Source organism: uncultured Dokdonia sp. (genome assembly GCF_947492535.1).
Classification (GTDB): Bacteria; Bacteroidota; Bacteroidia; order Flavobacteriales; family Flavobacteriaceae; genus Dokdonia.
In genome coordinates, this window is sequence record NZ_CANLNH010000024.1 from 1 (window position 1) to 19470 (window position 19470).

Annotated in this window: 13 protein-coding genes; 2 read left to right on the forward strand and 11 right to left on the reverse strand. The window is 35.0% G+C overall.

Translation table 11 applies throughout. From position 1 onward, the window contains the following. Positions 1-154: 154 nt before the first annotated feature. A complete protein-coding gene (locus Q1A60_RS20355; protein ID WP_299769364.1) occupies positions 155-646 on the reverse strand; it encodes a metallophosphoesterase family protein in 492 nt (163 codons plus the stop codon). 129 nt (positions 647-775) lie between these two features. Here Q1A60_RS20355 and truA point away from each other — a divergent pair, with 129 nt between their 5' ends. Beyond that, a complete protein-coding gene (truA, locus tag Q1A60_RS20360) occupies positions 776-1549 on the forward strand; it encodes a tRNA pseudouridine(38-40) synthase TruA (protein ID WP_299769361.1) in 774 nt (257 codons plus the stop codon). Further along, a complete protein-coding gene (locus Q1A60_RS20365) occupies positions 1550-3316 on the forward strand; it encodes an ABC transporter ATP-binding protein (protein ID WP_299769358.1) in 1767 nt (588 codons plus the stop codon). 6 nt (positions 3317-3322) lie between these two features. On the opposite strand, the gene Q1A60_RS20370 is transcribed toward Q1A60_RS20365, so the two are convergent. From Q1A60_RS20370 to rpoB, 10 genes are all read right to left on the reverse strand, one after another. Next, positions 3323-4420 (reverse strand): adenylate/guanylate cyclase domain-containing protein, encoded by a 1098-nt coding sequence (locus tag Q1A60_RS20370; RefSeq protein ID WP_299769355.1) that lies wholly within the window; start codon positions 4418-4420, stop codon positions 3323-3325. A 29-nt stretch (positions 4421-4449) separates the two neighbouring features. After that, positions 4450-5403 (reverse strand): DUF3667 domain-containing protein, encoded by a 954-nt coding sequence (locus tag Q1A60_RS20375; protein ID WP_299769352.1) that lies wholly within the window; start codon positions 5401-5403, stop codon positions 4450-4452. A gap of 45 nt (positions 5404-5448) precedes the next feature. After that, positions 5449-6465 (reverse strand): DUF3667 domain-containing protein, encoded by a 1017-nt coding sequence (locus Q1A60_RS20380; protein ID WP_299769350.1) that lies wholly within the window; start codon positions 6463-6465, stop codon positions 5449-5451. Positions 6466-6469: 4 nt separating this feature from the next. Then, the gene (locus Q1A60_RS20385) at positions 6470-7246 is read right to left on the reverse strand and encodes a diadenylate cyclase (RefSeq protein WP_299769348.1); all 777 of its coding nucleotides are present in this window, start codon (positions 7244-7246) and stop codon (positions 6470-6472) included. A 145-nt stretch (positions 7247-7391) separates the two neighbouring features. Continuing rightward, positions 7392-7601, reverse strand: coding sequence for a class I lanthipeptide (locus Q1A60_RS20390; RefSeq protein ID WP_299769346.1), 210 nt, complete (start codon positions 7599-7601; stop codon positions 7392-7394). A 115-nt stretch (positions 7602-7716) separates the two neighbouring features. Then, entirely contained in the window at positions 7717-8271 is a 555-nt protein-coding gene (locus Q1A60_RS20395; RefSeq protein WP_299769343.1) for a thioredoxin family protein, read from the reverse strand. A gap of 318 nt (positions 8272-8589) precedes the next feature. Further along, complete coding sequence (gene htpG / locus Q1A60_RS20400; protein WP_299769340.1) at positions 8590-10479, reverse strand: molecular chaperone HtpG; 1890 nt, start codon at positions 10477-10479, stop codon at positions 8590-8592. 173 nt (positions 10480-10652) lie between these two features. After that, positions 10653-10973: a DUF3467 domain-containing protein gene (locus tag Q1A60_RS20405; protein ID WP_299769337.1), complete on the reverse strand. Its 321-nt coding sequence runs from the start codon at positions 10971-10973 to the stop codon at positions 10653-10655. 164 nt (positions 10974-11137) lie between these two features. Then, positions 11138-15439, reverse strand: a complete 4302-nt coding sequence (gene rpoC / locus Q1A60_RS20410; protein ID WP_299769334.1) for a DNA-directed RNA polymerase subunit beta' — start codon at positions 15437-15439, stop codon at positions 11138-11140. Between the two features lie 100 nt (positions 15440-15539). Continuing rightward, positions 15540-19358, reverse strand: coding sequence for a DNA-directed RNA polymerase subunit beta (rpoB, locus tag Q1A60_RS20415; protein ID WP_299769331.1), 3819 nt, complete (start codon positions 19356-19358; stop codon positions 15540-15542). Between the last annotated feature and the right edge of the window lie 112 nt (positions 19359-19470).

Genomic DNA, 19470 nt, shown 5'->3' on the forward strand with positions numbered 1-19470 from the left:
GCAACATCGTACGCACTTTATGAAAACCATCTAAAAAAGGAGAAACGCAAAGTTTTCTAAAATTTGTGCTACGCAGTCTACAAATTTTTGAAAACAACCACCCACTCTTCCAGGTGCTTAATTTCGCTCTTTTAGAACTTATAGCGCTAACAAATCATCGATCCATCTGAATCACTTCTAGATTATCAATCTTTCCTGCATCTATAGTAAATCGCAACATCGTACGTACTTTATGAAAACCATGCTTCCCTATCGCACCTGGGTTCATGTGAAGTAATCCTAATTTTTTATCTGGCATTACTTTCAAAATATGGCTATGTCCGCAAATAAATAATTTAGGAGGATTTGCACGAATTTCTTCTCTAATGGCTGGAAAATAACGTCCTGGATATCCGCCTATATGCGTAATCCACACATCCACACCTTCACAAACAAATCGATTATTCAACGGAAACTCTTGACGTGCTTCGGTGTCATCTATATTTCCAAAAACAGCACGTAATGGCTTTATTTTTTGAAGCGCATCTGTCACTCGCAAATCTCCAATATCACCCGCATGCCACACCTCATCAGCTTGTTGTGCATGATCGAGTATATGATCATCTATATAACTATGAGTATCGCTAAGAAGAAGGATTTTTTTCAAAATATATAGTATTTTTTTTCAAAGCATCGTTTATACATAATGTACTCATTATACTATAAACAACAACCTTATAGATTGCGTTTTTATACGCTTTCGCGAAAGCGTATATTTGCTCAAAAATAATACACTTTGCGGTATTTTATACAACTATCTTATAACGGAACTCCATATCATGGCTGGCAACGTCAACCAAATGCTGTAACCGTGCAACAGACTATTGAAGAAGCACTTTCTACACTGTTACGCATGCCTACAACTATTATGGGCGCTGGACGGACAGATACTGGTGTACATGCACGTATGATGTATGCACATGTGAATATTGAAAATGAAGATGGTGTTGATATCGCTTTCGCGAAAGCGGACTTAACAAAACTCACCTACAAACTCAATAGTTTCTTACCACCTAGCATTGCGATTACACAAATCATTCCTGTAACACCAGAGGCACATGCCCGCTTTGATGCTACACATAGATCGTATATTTATAGAATAAGCCCCACTAAAAATCCGTTTACACAAGAACGTGCATTTTACTATAAAATTCCTTTGGATATACAACGAATGCAAGAAGCATCAAATATTTTATTAAGGTATTCAGATTTTGAATGTTTCAGCAGGTCAAATACAGATGTCAACACGTATCTTTGTGATATCAAAGAAGCATCCTGGTCTCAAGTAGATGATGAGTACCATTTTAAAATCACAGCAGATCGTTTTTTACGTAATATGGTACGCGCGGTCGTAGGTACATTAATCGAAATTGGGCAAGGTAAAAAATCTGTTTCATGGATGCATGAAGTGATTAAAGGAAAAAATAGAAGTCTCGCAGGAGCGTCTGCTCCAGCACATGGATTATACCTAACTGATATTGGATATCCAAAACATATATTTATAAACTAAATGGCAACAACCAAAGGAAAAGCATTTGATACAAAACTATTTAAAAGGCTATTGCAATTTGCAAAACCTTATAAATCGCAATTGTATTTAGCGGGTATTGGTGCTATCTTATTATCTGTATTTGCAGCATTACGTCCTAATTTCATGGAAAAAGCCATTGATATAGGAATTAGCAATAAAGAGCCTGACAGCTTACTTTATTATATTATTTTAATGGGTATTGTTCTCTTGGGACAAGTTATTTTTAGACTTTTATTTATTTATTATTCTAACTGGATAGGACAACAAGTAATACGTGATATACGTGTAAAACTGTTTAAGCATATGCTACAGTTTAAAATGCAATATTATGACACTTCTGCTGTGGGAAGATTGGTTACTAGAGCTGTAGGCGATATAGAAACGATTGCCAGTATTTTTAGTCAAGGATTATTTATGATCATTGCAGATTTACTTACAATGGGAGTAGTATTAGGCTTTATGTTTTGGAAAAGCTGGCAACTCACACTTATCGTACTTGCAATTTTTCCTATTATATTATATGCAACACGCGTATTTCAACGTGCAATGAAAATAGCTTTTGAAGAAGTTCGCACACAAGTATCCAATCTAAATACATTTGTACAAGAGCGTGTTACGGGTATGAAAATTGTACAAATCTTTAATCGTGAAGCGATAGAACACAAAAAATTTGGAGCTATTAATAAAAAGCACATGGATGCTTGGAATAAAACAGTATGGTATAATTCTATCTTTTTTCCCATTGCAGAGATGTGTACCTCTATTACAATTGGACTTATTGTATGGTACGGAGGAATGCATATCGCCGAATCTGAAGCTATTACACTAGGGGTGATCACTGCATTTATAAGTTATATCCAAATGCTGTTTACACCATTACGTCAAATAGCTGATAAGTTTAACACCTTACAAATGGGAATGGTAGCCGCAGATCGTGTATTTGGCATTTTAGATACTGAGTCTCGAATTAAAGATATAGGAACGAAAGAACTCACTACAGTAAGAGGAGAAATCACTTTTGAAAATGTACACTTTAGTTATGTGCCAGATGAAGAGGTTTTAAAAGGAGTTACTTTTACTGCAAAGCCTGGACAAACGATTGCAATTGTAGGTTCTACGGGAGCTGGGAAATCAACCATCATTAATTTGTTGAGTCGTTTTTATGAGATTGATAGTGGTCGTATTGCTATAGATGGAACTTCTATAGCCGATATCAAATTACAGCAACTACGTAAAGAAATTGCCGTTGTACTTCAAGATGTATTCTTATTTGCAGATTCTATACTTAATAATATTACACTTAATGATCCTGCAATTTCTGAAGAAACGGTGATTACTTCTGCAAAAGAAATTGGTGTTCATAAGTTTATTTCTAGTCTTCCAGACGGGTATCATTATAATGTAAAAGAACGAGGCGCTATGCTCTCTAGTGGACAACGACAGCTGATTGCATTTTTACGTGCGTATGTGAGTAATCCTTCTATTTTGATTTTAGATGAAGCCACCTCATCTGTAGATTCATATAGCGAACAACTTATTCAGAAAGCGATAGGTAAAATCACAAAAGGACGTACATCTATCGTAATTGCACACCGCCTTGCGACCATCAAAAAAGCAGATCTAATTATGGTCATGGATAATGGAAGAGTAGTCGAAAAAGGAACTCATAAAGAACTTCTTAAAAATAAAGGCGGACATTATTTAGCGCTTTATGAAGCTCAGTTTACTGAAGTAGAAACGGTATAAAGAATATTATAATTCACGATATGTCACCAACGTCATCTCTTCAGATTTCCCTCGCAATTGTACACTGCCTATCGTTTCTTTAGTAAGACCTTCTGGTAATTGATATAAAACATCTGCAAAATCACTAGAAACCAAAATATCTACATTGTTTTCATTACATCTCGCTTGAATACGAGCTGTTGTATTAAGAACATCTCCAGAAAAAGCAATATCACGTTTAATCCTTCCAAGCTCTCCTACCATAACGGCTCCATAATGAAGTCCTATTTTAAATATTGGTAAATATCCATATGCCTTAGTATAATAAGCTTCTCGTTTTGTAATTGCATCTCGCATTTTATAATAACACCGTAATGCATTTCCCCTTTTAAGTCCATTCTTCATTTTCCAAGTAACCACAACTTCATCGCCTACATATTGGTATACTTCCCCTTGTGTTTGTTGAATGGGAGAAGCTATATCATTAAAAAAATCTTTTAAAAAATGAAAATATTTTTCCTCGCCTAATACCTCAGCAATTCCTGTTGCGTTACGTATATCTGCAAACATGAAAATACGGCGTTCTCTTTTGGGACTAAAATATTTCCCCTTAAGATAATCAGGAAACACACCCGGACCATACTTATCATTAACCATAAAAATAATTACGGTACTTAATACAATAAATAACCAAATAATAAGATTTTTTATAAAAAGCCAACTTTGAAAAAATAGCTTTACTTCAGTGATCACTTTTTTACTATGAAATGGTTCTCCTGTATAATCACTATAGTAAAAAACACTTCCTATTAAACTAATAAGAAGCGCTACTACAATGTATGTAAGTGCTATTACAATAAGTGCTTTACCAAACGCATACTTTCGAAGACTACGCTCCATAAAGTTAAGCGTAACGGTACCACCAATAAGACCGGCGATTATAGATACTAAAAGACTCGCTCGAAAAGAGATTGTAAAATCATATTCTGAAGTCAACGCATTATTTTCTACTAATGTCAAATACTCATATAGAAACAACGAATTAAAAATAAGCACCCAAGCAAAAAGCACCCAAAAAGCTCGTTTTGCATAATACCAGATTTCTTCTTTAGAAAATTTGCGCATATTTTTATTGCTTTCGCGAAAGCGCACCCTTACTGAATACTATCTTTAATAAGTTCTACAGTGTGTTTAAGGGTATCTCCGTTTATAGAGTCTCTTAGAGCCTTTGCTGCTTTTTGTGCTTCAGCTTGTTTTTGTATTAATTTATAAAACTCTGTATCGTTTAATGCTCCTGTTTTGGCCATAAAATAACCTGTAACTGCTGTGATAACAAAAAATAGCAGTAATAAGACAAAACTCAACAAGAAGAAAAGCCCTGTTTTCAGTACCAAATTCCCTGAGTCTAATTTAAATAATCGTTTCAACACATAGCCCATATAAGCAATCGTAATAAATGGCGTAATCATTCCATATAGCTGAGATGCTGTTTGATTCCATATAAATAATAACCCTAGTACTGTGGTTATTAAAGCAATATGCGAATAACCATATAAGTAAATAACAAAATGTTCTACCAGATTGTATTTTTTATAATTCCAAAAAACTACTTTAGAGAGTAATGCTAATACCGGAATAATCGCAAAATAGATCACTGATTGATTTTCCATGACTGTTGTAAGCCATTTAGAAGCAAAAGATTTTTGAATCTCTGCTGCGTCACCACTATAAAAGCTGGTTTGTGCTTGTATCATATCATCCATAAACCAATGCTTTATAATAAAAGCATATATCCCCGCTACCGTAAGTGCTACTGCAAAATAACTAAAGGCTGGGAGGTATTTTTTACGCATTCCCCTCATGTAGCCATCGATAACATCTTCTGGTTTTTTAAAAAGGGCAAAAAAAGTTTTTAAAAATGCGTTTTCTATATTCAAAAAACGATCTACAAAGTCTTCAAAGAGATTACGCCACGTAATTCTATTGTACATACGTTTCCCTCCACAATTAGAACAGAAACGTTGATCTAAGGCAAGGGGTTGTTCACAATTAATGCATGTATTACTTACTTCAAGAAGTTCTTGTTTACGTTTGGATACTTTACCCATAGGGATCATTTGGTCTGTTAGCAATGACAAGTTACTATAATGTTACTAGCTTCCCAAAAGTAACACTGTATCCTTTACGTTTTTTGGCACTTGTTTGATACTATCTATTTTAAGACTATCTATAATTGCCTTTCTTGCTTCTTTTGCTGCTTTTTGAGCTTCCTTCATTTGATCTATTTTTTCTATAAACGTATCAAAAACACCTAATTCATATAAAAACCAACCACTTATACCAAAAAAGAGTATACTAATGACCAGACCAACAGCAAAAAACAATAAGGTCTTTAAAATTATTTTTTCAATCGTTAAATTAAAAAGACGCATCAATACATAGGCGGTATAAATGATATATAAAAACGTTACTAAAGAACTAATCATTACTTGTATAAAGCTCGACCACATAAAAAGGATTGATATGACAGAAGTAATAATTTGTGTGTGTGAGTATACGTATAAGTAAATCACCACATGTTCTATAAAATTGTATTTTTTATAATTCCAGAATACCATTATTGAAATCAATGCATATAGAGGAATATTAATAAATGTAAGAATAGATTGATATTCAAATACCCAATTTACGATCTCCATAGTAGGGCCTATAGAGTTAACTACAGCTTCTCCATTGCCTTCCTTTGCAGCAGCTTCAAACATAGCTTCATTTAGAAACCATTTTCGTAAAACAAAGGTGTACAATCCTGTAATGGTAAGAGAAATTGCAAAATAACTAAAGGCAGATAAGTAGCGCTTACGCATTCCATCTATATATCCTCCTATAACATCCTCGGGCTTTCTAAAAAGTGCAAAAAAAGTTCTAAGAAAATTATTTTCAATATTTAAAAATCGATCTACAAAATCTTCGGTAAGATTACTCCAATTTAGTCTATTGTACATTCGCTTTGCTCCACAACTTGGACAATAAGCTTGATCTAAGTTTAATAACGTATCACAGTTTTTACATCTATCGGAAATGAGACGAAGCTGTTCTCGCTTCTTTTCCTTTCCTTCTTTAGGCAGTATTATCTCTTTTTTTTCTTCTTCTGGGAGTATATCTTCTTCCATAAGATTAACTTAAATCTAATGTAATTAATTCGCGTAATTCATCTATTGTTTTGTAACGTACAAACTCTCCATTCTTAACATAACTAATTTCTCCAGATTCTTCACTGACAACAAGTGCTAGTGCATCTGTTTTTTCAGTGATTCCAAATGCAGCTCTATGTCTTAGTCCGAATCGTAAAGGAATATTACGCTCTTGTGTGACTGGTAAAATCACTCTAGTAGCCGTAATTTTATTATTTTCTATAATCATAGCTCCATCATGAAGTGTAGAGTTTTTATAAAAAACACTTTCAATAATAGGCCTATTAACTTCAATATCCATAGCATCTCCTGATGCTTTTACAAATTCCAAACTTGTTGTTCTTCGTATCACGATGAGTGCGCCTGAGTGTATATTTCCCATATTCACACAAGCATCTAAAATGGCATTGACATCTATTTCTAATAATGTATCATTTTTAGAAAATTGGAAATTTTTAAATACGCCTTTTCCTCTAGCTAAGTTTGTACTTCCAATCATCAGTAAAAACTTTCGTATCTCTTGCTGGAACACAACAATTAAAGCAAACATCCCAACGCCAATAAATTGCCCAAGGATTGTGCTGAGCATTTCCATCTTTAATAGCGCTGTAAGCTGCCATATGAGATAGATCACGACAATTCCAATAAATATATTTATAGCCACTGTTCCTTTCACTAGTTTATATACATAGTAAAGCAACGTAGCCACTAAAACAATATCTATGATATCGAGAATTCTAAAATTTTCAAATATTTCCAAAAAAAATGCTTTGTAGTAAAAGTAAAGGAAAAAATGACATTCCAAAACTTGCTACATAAAAAAACCATTTTTAGGAGTCTAAAAACGGTTTAATGTATACGGTTATATTATATATCTATTAAAATAAAATTTAATAATAGATATTTTAACAATTAGCACATGTATGCTTAACTGGACCGTCGTACACTGTAGAAATGCACGTATCGGTGAGGCACACCTCATTACTCAAATCTGTTATAAACTCTATCATAGGCGTAAGCATATGAGATTCAATACCACCATTGATTTGATTTTGTTGCAAACGTGAAATGGTCATTTTATTAAGACTTAAAGACTTTAGATTCTTTTTTTTCATTGTAACTTATATTTATATTATTAAATAGGTCTTTCCTATTTTACAACCAATAGTTCCTTATTGATTATTTTTGTTACCCTTAGGTAATAACTTAATAAATATAAGAGTGTAACAATCACTTCCACTTAATACCACATCCCACACTTGGCTTCTGAATCATCGTTTGTGGTCTACTATTAAATACATTGTCTAAAGCTTCCCTTAAGTCACGTCCATTTACAGGGATTCCATTACCTGGACGAGAAGCATCTAGTTGTCCTCGGTATACCAATCTTTCATCGGCTCCAAAAAGATAAAAATCAGGCGTACATGCAGCATCATATGCTTTTGCTACTTCTTGAGTTTCATCAAACAGATACGGAAATGTAAAATTATTTTTACGTGCATTATCCCACATAGCAGCAGGTCCATCTTGTGGATATGTTACGATATCATTACTACTTATGGCTACAAATCCAAACCCTAATACACGATAATCATTTGCAACACGTACTATTTCGTCTATCACATGAACAACAAAAGGGCAATGGTTACAAATAAACATCACGACAGTCCCACGTTTTCCGCTTATATCTGCATAGCTACATTGTTGATTTGTAATGCTATCTATAAGTTTAAAATCGGGAGCTTTTGTACCTAGCTCAATCATATTTGAAGGTGTAAGTGCCATAGTTTATAGTATAAATTATAGATTAATAGTATCTCATTAAAGATACATACTAATTGGACGCAAAAAACAGTGGTTTGTTACGTATTGAGTTGCTCTTTTATAATGTTATCGGCTACTCTTGTAATAGTCTTTTTAATGTGTACGCTTTCGCGAAAGCGTAAAAAAAACCACTTCCAAAAATATAGAAAGTGGTTCTTCTTATATGTACTTAAGTTTTAATATGTCAAACTGAACTTGTTTCAGTTTCTCATCCCAATACATCTGACTCAGTGGGATTCTGAAATAAATTCAGAATGACGAAAATCTTGCTTTTACATTTTATTTTATCATGCTATATGAACGCTTGATAAAATCAGTAAGTTCTTCTCCTTTTAAAAGGTTCTGAGAAAGTTTAGCAAGATCGAAAGATTGCTTAATTAAGCGCTCTTTCTTCTTAGCTGTTTTGGTGTTCATGATTTCAGAAACTAACTCATGATTTGCATTGACTACTAGGTTGTACATATCTGGCATATTCCCCATACCAAACATGCCGCCACCGCCACCAGATTGCTGCATCTCTTTCATACGACGCATAAATTCTGGTTGTGTAATAATAAATGGCGCTGCATTACTATCCATCGCTTCCATTTGCACTGTATACGATGTATCTCCTATAGACTCTGTAATAACGGTTTTAAGCGCTTCTTTTTCTTCATCAGAAAGCTTACTAATTTGTTCTTCTTCTTTCTTGATTAAGTTATCCACATGATCGCCATCTACACGTACAAAAGAAACATTTTCTTTACTTGTTTCTAACTTCTGGATTAAGTGACTTACAATAGGAGAATCTAATAGTAACACTTCATATCCTTTGTCTTTTGCACTTTGGATATATGCATGTTGTTCATCCTTATTACTTGCATATAATATGACAAGCTTATTGTCTTTATCTGTTTGTGAATCTTTGATTTTTGCTTCTAATTCTTCCCAAGTAAGGTAGGTGTCATCTACTGTTGGATATAAAGCGAACTGGTCTGCTTTTTCAAAGAATTTATCTTCAGAAAGCATTCCATACTCGATTACTACTTTAATATCATTCCATTTTTTTTCAAAGTCTGCACGATCATTATTAAATAATGACTTCAGTTTATCTGCCACTTTGCGTGTAATATATCCTGAGATTTTCTTTACAGCACCATCTGCCTGTAAATAACTACGAGATACATTAAGAGGAATATCTGGCGAGTCAATAACTCCGCGTAGCATTGTTAAAAAATCAGGTACAATTCCTTCTACATTATCAGTAACAAATACTTGATTTTGGTATAATTGGATACGATCTTTTTGAGCATTCATATCCTGTCCTAGCTTAGGGAAATATAATATTCCTGTAAGGTTAAATGGATAATCTACATTAAGATGTATATTAAACAGCGGCTCTTCAAACTGCATCGGATATAACTCACGGTAAAAGCCTTTGTAATCTGCTTCTTCAAGATCAGACGGTTGTTTTGTCCAAGCTGGATTAGGGTTATTAATGATATTATCTACTTCCTGAGTTGGTGCTGGATCTTCTTCTTTAGCGTCTTCTGGCTTTGGAAGTGTTTCTGTTTTCATACCAAATTTAATCGGTACTGGCATGAACTTATTGTACTTTGTCAACAGCTCTGTAATACGTGCATCTTCAAGAAATTCTGTACTATCTTCGGCTATATGAAGAATAATTTCTGATCCTCGCTCTGTTTTATCTGCTTCTACAAGGGTAAATTCTGGAGATCCATCACATGTCCAGTGTGCTGCTGGCTCATCTTTGTGAGATTTTGTAATGATTTCAACTTTTTCTGCAACCATAAACGCAGAATAAAATCCTAAACCAAAATGACCTATGATTCCAGCATCTTTAGCAGAATCTTCATATTTATTTAAAAACTCTTCTGCTCCAGAAAATGCCACTTGATTAATGTACTTTTCTACTTCATCTGCGGTCATACCAAGACCTTGATCTATGATATGAAGTTTTTTTCCTTCTTTATCTACTTTTACTTCAATAATAGGATCTCCATATTCTACTTTAGATTCTCCTATACTAGTAAGATGCTTTAGTTTAAGCGTGGCATCTGTTGCATTAGAAATTAGTTCTCTGAGAAATATTTCGTGATCACTATATAAGAACTTTTTAATAAGTGGGAAGATATTCTCTACCGACACATTAATTTTTCCTGTTGACATATTTTTATTTTTTGATAATTTGTTGTTTTACTCTGGGAATGCTTAGACAAAAAAAATACCAACTTTAGGAATATGACAAGATGGCATTGCAGTAAATAAAAAAAGCCAAGAACAATGAAATATTCTTGGCTTTTTTATTCATAGTCAAAAGGTTAAACACCCTTTAAATACTATTATGCTTGTCCAGTCGGTCCAAAATTTAATGGAATCGGTTGTTTCTCATAATCTTTGATTTCGCCGTGTGCTTTCTCAAAACGCTTGATATTTTCTGCCAATGCTTTTGTCAATCTCTTTGCATGTTGAGGCGTAAGTATAATTCTAGATTTTACTTTACTTTTTGGTGTTCCAGGCATAATATTGACAAAGTCAACCACAAATTCGGATACAGAATGATTGATAATTGCCAAGTTAGAATACGTTCCTTGTGCAATCGCTTCATCTAATTCTATATTGATTTGTCCTTTTTTCTTTTGAGTACTCTTATCGTCTGCCATAATTCTATATTTCCGCAAAGGCGGAAATCTTATTCAGCCTAGAGCGATTGTTACTTAATTTATAATACTTCCACCTTCAAAGAAGGCTTTCATTTAAAAAATCCCATCTCACAAAATGCAAGATGGGATTGTTATTATGAATTAGTCTGCTTTAAAAAAGCGTACTAGTTATAATTTACTTCTTGCTTTTCAGCCATCATATTCTGCAAGTCTTCTTTGCTCCCTACGATAATATTATCGTAACGACGCATTCCTGTTCCTGCTGGTATTTTATGTCCAACAATTACATTCTCCTTAAGACCTTCTAATGTATCTACTTTACCACTTACAGCAGCTTCGTTTAATACTTTCGTTGTCTCTTGGAAAGAAGCCGCAGAGATAAATGATTTTGTTTGAAGTGATGCTCTTGTAATACCTTGAAGAATTGGCGATGCAGTTGCTGGAGTTACTCCTCTAGCAACAACAAGGTTTTTATCTTCTCTTCTTAGTATTGAATTCTCATCTCTAAGTTCACGAGGTGAAACAATCTGACCTGGTTTAAGGTTTTCTGATTCTCCTGCATCTTCAACTACTTTCATTCCGAAAATAGCATCATTCTCTTCAATAAAATCATCTTTATGTACTAATTGATTTTCTAGGAAGATAGTATCTCCCGGATCTTCAATACGTACTTTACGCATCATTTGACGTACAACTACTTCGAAGTGCTTATCATTAATCTTCACCCCTTGTAAACGATATACTTCTTGTACTTCATTTACTAAGTATTGCTGTACAGCCGATGGGCCTTTTATATTTAAGATGTCATTTGGTGTTACAGAACCATCAGAAAGCGGCATACCTGCACGTACATAATCATTTTCTTGTACAAGAATCTGATTAGATAACTTCACTAAGTATTTCTTTATCTCTCCTAATTTAGACTCAACGATAATCTCACGATTACCACGCTTAATCTTACCAAAAGAAACAACACCATCTATAGCTGAAACTACTGCTGGGTTAGAAGGGTTACGTGCTTCAAACAATTCTGTTACACGTGGAAGACCTCCTGTAATATCGCCTGCTTTTGCAGATTTACGCGGTATCTTAACAAGAATCTTTCCTTCTTTTACTTTATCACCATCATCTATCATTAAGTGAGCGCCTACAGGAAGGTTATATGAACGTAATGCATTACCTGCAGTATCTTCTATAATTAACGTAGGGATCTTCTTTTTATCTCTAGATTCAGAAATTACTTTCTCTTGGAATCCTGTTTGTTCATCAGTTTCAACTCGGTATGTAATACCTTGTTCAATACTTTCGAATTTAATTTTTCCTGAGAATTCTGAGATTACAACTCCATTAAATGGATCCCACTTACAAATAACATCTCCTTGTTTTACTGTAGCTCCAGACTCTATAAAAAGTTGAGAACCGTAAGGAATTGGATTTGTACTTAACGTGATACCTGTCTTAGGGTCTGTAATTTTAGCCTCAGAAGTACGAGAAATAACAATAAGCGCTTCATTACCCTCATTATCTTCTCCTTTTACTGTCTTAAGATCTTCTATTTCTAATTTACCTGGAAATTTTACTGCTACATTACTATCTTCAGATACCCCTCCAGCAACTCCTCCTACGTGGAACGTACGAAGTGTAAGCTGTGTACCAGGTTCTCCAATAGACTGTGCTGCAACAACTCCTACAGCCTCTCCCATTTGTACTGTCTTACCAGTAGCTAGGTTACGACCATAACATTTTACACAGATACCTTTCTTAGCTTCACAAGTAAGAGCCGATCTTACTTCTACGCTTTCAATAGGTGCAGCGCCAATAGCATCTGCCATATCTTGTGTAATTTCTTCTCCAGAATGAACAAGAATCTCATTGTTTAATGGATTTATAACATCATTTAATGATGTTCTACCTACAACGCGATCTGCTAGTTTTTCTACAATCTCTTCATTCTTCTTAAGCGCAGATACTTCAACTCCTCGTAACGTACCACAATCTGTACTGTTTATAATAACATCTTGTGATACATCTACTAGACGACGTGTTAAGTATCCTGCATCTGCTGTTTTAAGAGCGGTATCTGCAAGTCCTTTACGAGCACCGTGCGTAGAGATAAAGTATTCAAGAATTGAAAGTCCTTCTTTAAAGTTAGAAAGAATTGGGTTTTCAATAATAGCTCCTCCTCCATCATTAGATTTCTTAGGTTTTGCCATCAGACCACGCATACCTGTAAGCTGACGAATCTGTTCTTTAGATCCACGAGCTCCAGAATCAAGCATCATATACACCGAGTTAAATCCTTGCTGATCTTCACGAATACGCTTCATAGATAATTCTGTAAGCGTAGCATTGGTAGATGTCCAAACATCAATTACTTGATTATAACGCTCAGTATTTGTAATAAGACCCATATTATAAGATCCTGTAATACCATCTACTTCAGAATTTGCCTCAGCAATCATCGTATGCTTCTCTGCTGGAATAATGATATCTCCAAGTGAGAATGATAATCCTCCACGGAATGCATATCCATAACCCATCGTCTTGATACGATCTAAGAATTCTGCCGTTTGTGGTACACTTGTAACTTTTAATATGTTACCAATAATATCACGTAATGACTTCTTAGTTAATACTTCATTAATATATCCTGCAACTTCTGGTACAGCTTCATTAAATAATACACGACCTACAGTAGTATCTATCACTTGATATGAAAGATTTCCTTCTTCGTTATAATCTAAAGCACGTACTTTGATCATCGCGTTAATATCAACACGCTTTTCATTGTATGCTATTGTTACTTCCTCAGCAGAGTAGAATGTAATCCCTTCTCCTTTCACATGGAATTCAGGCGTCGATTTTCTGGCCTTTGTCATATAGTAAAGACCTAATACCATATCCTGAGATGGTACCGTTACTGGTGCTCCATTTGCAGGATTTAAGATATTATGTGAAGCAAGCATTAATAATTGTGCTTCAAGAATCGCTTCTGGTCCTAATGGTAAGTGTACCGCCATTTGATCTCCATCAAAATCGGCGTTAAATGCTGTACAAACCAATGGGTGTAACTGTATTGCTTTTCCTTCAATAAGTTTAGGTTGGAATGCTTGTATCCCTAAACGGTGAAGTGTAGGAGCACGGTTTAGAAGTACTGGATGTCCTTTAAGAACATTTTCAAGTATATCCCAAACTACTGGCTCTTTTTTGTCTATAATTTTCTTTGCAGATTTTACAGTCTTTACAATTCCTCTTTCAATCAATTTACGGATTACAAAAGGCTTATAAAGCTCTGCTGCCATTCCTTTAGGAAGACCACACTCAAATAATTTAAGTTCTGGACCTACAACAATTACAGAACGTGCAGAATAATCAACACGCTTTCCAAGTAAGTTTTGACGGAAACGTCCTTGCTTACCTTTTAAGGAATCAGAAAGTGATTTAAGTGGTCTGTTACTATCTGTTTTTACTGCAGATGACTTACGTGTGTTATCAAAAAGTGAATCTACAGATTCCTGTAGCATACGCTTTTCATTACGTAAAATTACTTCTGGTGCTTTGATTTCCATCAAACGCTTCAGACGGTTGTTACGTATAATTACACGACGATATAAGTCATTTAAATCTGATGTTGCAAAACGACCTCCATCAAGTGGTACTAATGGACGTAATTCTGGTGGAATCACCGGAACTACTTTCATAATCATCCATTCTGGAAGGTTTTCACGATTTTTATTTGCGTCACGTAACGCTTGTACAACTTGAAGACGCTTAAGAGCCTCTGTTTTACGTTGCTTAGACGTTTCGTTATTTGCTTTGTGACGTAATTCGTATGAAAGCGCATCAAGATCAATACGTCTTAATAGTTCAATAAGACACTCAGCCCCCATCTTTGCGATGAATTTATTAGGGTCTGTATCATCAAGATATAAATTCTCTTGAGGTAATGCGTCTAATATATTAAGGTATTCTTCTTCTGTAAGGAAATCCATTTTCTGTAATGGCTCTCCTTCTTCGTTTGTTGCAATACCAGGTTGGATTACTACATAACGCTCATAATAGATAATCATATCAAGCTTCTTAGAAGGAAGCCCTAATAAATATCCTATTTTATTTGGTAAACTTCTGAAGTACCATATGTGAGCTACAGGCACTACAAGACTAATGTGTCCTACGCGATCACGGCGTACTTTCTTTTCTGTTACCTCTACACCACAACGGTCACATACGATTCCTTTGTAACGTATTCTTTTATATTTTCCACAAGCACACTCATAGTCTTTTACAGGACCAAAAATACGCTCACAGAACAACCCGTCACGCTCTGGTTTGTGCGTACGATAGTTGATAGTTTCTGGCTTTAAAACTTCACCTTTAGAAGCTCCCAGAATAGATTCTGGAGAAGCAAGACCTATAGAGATCTTGTTAAAGCGCTTTTGTGTTGCATTATCATTATTTCTTGCCATAATTCAATGTATGCGAATTAATTAAAATTGTGTTGTTTGATCGTCCGCTTTCGCGAAAGCGTACTCAGAAAAATACGCTTTCGCTATAGGGTATATCAAACTACTCTTCCAGACGAATGTCTAGTCCTAGTCCTTTAAGTTCGTGCATCAATACGTTGAAAGATTCTGGTAAGCCTGGCTCTGGCATAGGCTCTCCTTTTACAATACTTTCGTATGTTTTTGCTCTACCAATTACATCATCAGACTTTACCGTTAGGATTTCACGTAGGGTACTTGATGCTCCATAAGCCTCAAGAGCCCATACTTCCATCTCTCCAAAACGCTGACCTCCAAACTGCGCTTTACCTCCAAGAGGTTGTTGCGTAATTAAAGAGTATGGTCCGATAGAACGCGCGTGCATCTTATCATCTACCATATGTCCTAGTTTTAACATATAAATCACACCTACGGTTGCCGGTTGATCAAAACGATCTCCTGTACCACCATCATATAAGTATGTATGTCCAAAACGAGGAATTCCAGCTTCATCTGTCAAAGCATTAATCTCATCTAGTGTTGCTCCATCAAAAATAGGGGTCGCATAAGTCTTACCTAATTTTTGACCTGCCCATCCAAGAACCGTCTCATATATCTGTCCGATATTCATACGAGAAGGTACCCCTAGTGGGTTCAATACAATATCTACTGGAGTTCCATCTTCTAAGAAAGGCATATCCTCTTGACGAACGATACGTGCAACAATACCTTTGTTACCGTGACGTCCTGCCATCTTATCTCCTACTTTAAGTTTACGTTTCTTAGCGATATAAACTTTAGCAAGTTTGATAATTCCTGAAGGAAGCTCATCTCCTACTGAGATTGTAAATTTCTCACGACGAAGATTTCCTTGAAGATCATTTTCTTTAATCTTATAATTGTGAAGTAAATCTGCAACAAGAACATTTGTATCTGCATCAGTAGTCCACGTTCCTTGTGTAAGGTGCGTGTAATCTTCTACAGAGTTTAACATCTTAAGTGTATATTTCTTTCCTTTTGGAAGTACTTCTTCCCCAAGGTCATTCATAACACCTTGTGCAGTTTTCCCATTTACAAGCTTGAATAATTTTTCAATTAATGTTGCTTGTAATTCGTCAAACTTCACATCGTATTGAGCTTCAAGTATAGCAATATCTTCTTTGTCTTTTGCTCTCTTACGTTTATCTTTTATAGCTCTTGCAAATAACTTCTTGTTAATTACAACTCCATGAAGAGATGGTGATGCTTTTAATGAAGCATCTTTCACGTCTCCTGCTTTATCTCCAAAGATTGCACGAAGTAATTTTTCTTCTGGTGTAGGATCAGATTCTCCTTTTGGTGTAATCTTACCTATAAGTATATCTCCAGGTTTTACTTCTGCACCTATACGAATCATTCCATGTTCATCAAGGTCTTTTGTTGCCTCTTCAGAAACGTTAGGAATATCATTAGTTAATTCTTCATTACCTAATTTTGTATCACGTACATCTAAAGAATACTCATCAATATGGATAGATGTAAAGATATCGTCACGTACCACTTTTTCTGAAATTACAATCGCATCCTCAAAGTTATACCCTTTCCAAGGCATGAAGGCTACTTTCATATTTCGTCCAAGTGCTAACTCTCCATTTTCAGTTGCATATCCTTGTGATAATACTTGTCCTTTATATACACGATCACCTTTTCTAACAATAGGTTTAAGGTTGATACTTGTACTTTGGTTGGTCTTACGGAATTTGATAAGGTTGTATGATTTGATATCATCATCAAAACTTACTAATACTTCATCTTCTGTACGATCATATCGTATATCAATTCTGTTTGCATCTACATACTCAACAGTTCCATCTCCTTCTGCATTAATTAATACACGAGAATCTGTAGCGACTTGTCTTTCTAATCCTGTTCCAACAATAGGAGCATCTGCTCTTAATAATGGTACTGCCTGACGCATCATGTTTGATCCCATCAGTGCACGGTTTGCATCATCATGCTCCAAGAAAGGAATTAATGATGCTGAAATTGATGCAATTTGATTAGGAGATACATCGGCATAATGTACTTCAGATTTTTCCACCACTGGGAAATCTCCTTCCATACGAGCAATTACCTTATCTAATTCAATAGTACCATCATCAGTCATAGGATTGTTTGCTTGCGCAATTAACATTCCTTCTTCTTCTTCAGCACTTAAGTATCTTGGTTCAGTTGATAAATCTATTTTACCATTTTCTACTTTACGGTATGGTGTTTCAATGAATCCCATACTATTCACTTTTGCATATACAGAAAGTGAAGAAATAAGACCAATGTTTGGTCCTTCTGGTGTTTCAATAGGACATAAACGACCGTAATGTGTATAGTGAACATCACGTACCTCAAATCCTGCACGCTCACGGGATAAACCTCCTGGTCCAAGTGCAGATAAACGACGTTTGTGTGTAATTTCAGCTAGTGGATTGGTTTGATCCATAAACTGAGATAACTGGTTAGTTCCAAAGAAAGAATTAATAACAGAAGACAATGTCTTTGCGTTAATCAAATCTATAGGAGTAAATACCTCGTTATCACGCACGTTCATACGCTCTCTAATGGTACGAGCCATACGAGCAAGACCTACACCAAATTGTGCGGATAATTGCTCACCTACGGTACGTACACGTCTATTAGAAAGGTGATCAATATCATCAATCTCTGCTTTTGAGTTAATTAACTCAATAAGATATTTGATGATCGTAATAATATCAAGTTTGGTAAGTACTTGCTTATCCATCTCAATATCAAGACCTAATTTTTTATTCATTCTATAACGACCAACTTCACCTAAGTTATAACGTTGATCTGAGAAGAATAATTTGTCAATAATACCACGTGCAGTTTCCTCATCTGGCGGCTCTGCATTACGTAATTGACGGTATATATGTTCTACAGCTTCTTTTTCAGAGTTTGTAGGATCTTTTTGAAGCGTATTATGTATGATTGCATAATCTGCTTGCTGATTATCTTCTTTATGTAAGAGAATTGTTTTTGCTCCTGCTTCAACAATTTCTTCTACGTGTTCTTTCTCTAGTATCGTATCACGATCTAAAACGATCTCATTACGCTCTATAGATACAACCTCTCCTGTATCTTCATCAACGAAATCTTCATGCCATGTATTTAATACACGTGCAGCAAGCTTTCGTCCTAAATATTTTTTAAGTCCAGTTTTAGAAACTTTAACCTCTTCTGCAAGATCAAATATTTCAAGGATATCTTTATCCCTTTCAAAACCAATAGCACGGAAAAGCGTTGTTACAGGTAACTTTTTCTTACGATCAATATATGCGTACATTACGCTATTGATATCTGTAGCAAATTCTATCCAAGAACCTTTAAAAGGAATTACTCTGGCAGAATAAAGCTTTGTTCCATTAGCATGGAAAGATTGTCCAAAAAATACACCTGGCGAACGGTGTAATTGAGAAACTACTACACGTTCTGCTCCATTTATAACAAATGTACCACTAGGAGTCATGTATGGAATTGTACCTAAGTATACATCTTGTACGATGGTTTCAAAATCTTCATGCTCTTCATCTGTACAGTATAATTTTAGACGTGCTTTTAAAGGCACACTATACGTAAGTCCTCTTTCTATACATTCTTGTATAGAATATCTTGGTGGATCTACGAAATAATCTAAAAATTCGAGTACAAAGTTATTACGGGTATCTGTAATAGGGAAGTTCTCAAGGAAAGTGTTGTAGAGTCCTTCATCACCTCTTTCATCTGGTTTTGTTTCCAGTTGGAAGAAATCTTGGAAGGATTTTACTTGAATATCCAAGAAATCTGGATAATCAGGTCTATTCTTTACCGATGAGAAACTAATTCTTTCTGCTTGTTTTGCATCTTGCATCATCAACGAACGGAATTTGATTAGAAACTAGATTTACTGTTGGGGTAAATCGATTATTGATTTTAATTTTTAAGACATTAAAATCAAGAAAATGTCTTTGTTACCTTATAGTAAC

Coding starts and splice junctions, on each gene's coding strand:
- Q1A60_RS20375 (WP_299769352.1), bottom strand. CDS start 5,403: ATGGGTAAAGTATCCAAACGTAAACAAGAACTTCTTGAAGTAAGTAAT.
- Q1A60_RS20380 (WP_299769350.1), bottom strand. CDS start 6,465: ATGGAAGAAGATATACTCCCAGAAGAAGAAAAAAAAGAGATAATACTG.
- htpG (WP_299769340.1), bottom strand. CDS start 10,479: ATGTCAACAGGAAAAATTAATGTGTCGGTAGAGAATATCTTCCCACTT.
- rpoB (WP_299769331.1), bottom strand. CDS start 19,358: ATGATGCAAGATGCAAAACAAGCAGAAAGAATTAGTTTCTCATCGGTA.
- Q1A60_RS20395 (WP_299769343.1), bottom strand. CDS start 8,271: ATGGCACTTACACCTTCAAATATGATTGAGCTAGGTACAAAAGCTCCC.
- Q1A60_RS20365 (WP_299769358.1), top strand. CDS start 1,550: ATGGCAACAACCAAAGGAAAAGCATTTGATACAAAACTATTTAAAAGG.
- Q1A60_RS20370 (WP_299769355.1), bottom strand. CDS start 4,420: ATGCGCAAATTTTCTAAAGAAGAAATCTGGTATTATGCAAAACGAGCT.
- Q1A60_RS20405 (WP_299769337.1), bottom strand. CDS start 10,973: ATGGCAGACGATAAGAGTACTCAAAAGAAAAAAGGACAAATCAATATA.
- Q1A60_RS20390 (WP_299769346.1), bottom strand. CDS start 7,601: ATGAAAAAAAAGAATCTAAAGTCTTTAAGTCTTAATAAAATGACCATT.
- rpoC (WP_299769334.1), bottom strand. CDS start 15,439: ATGGCAAGAAATAATGATAATGCAACACAAAAGCGCTTTAACAAGATC.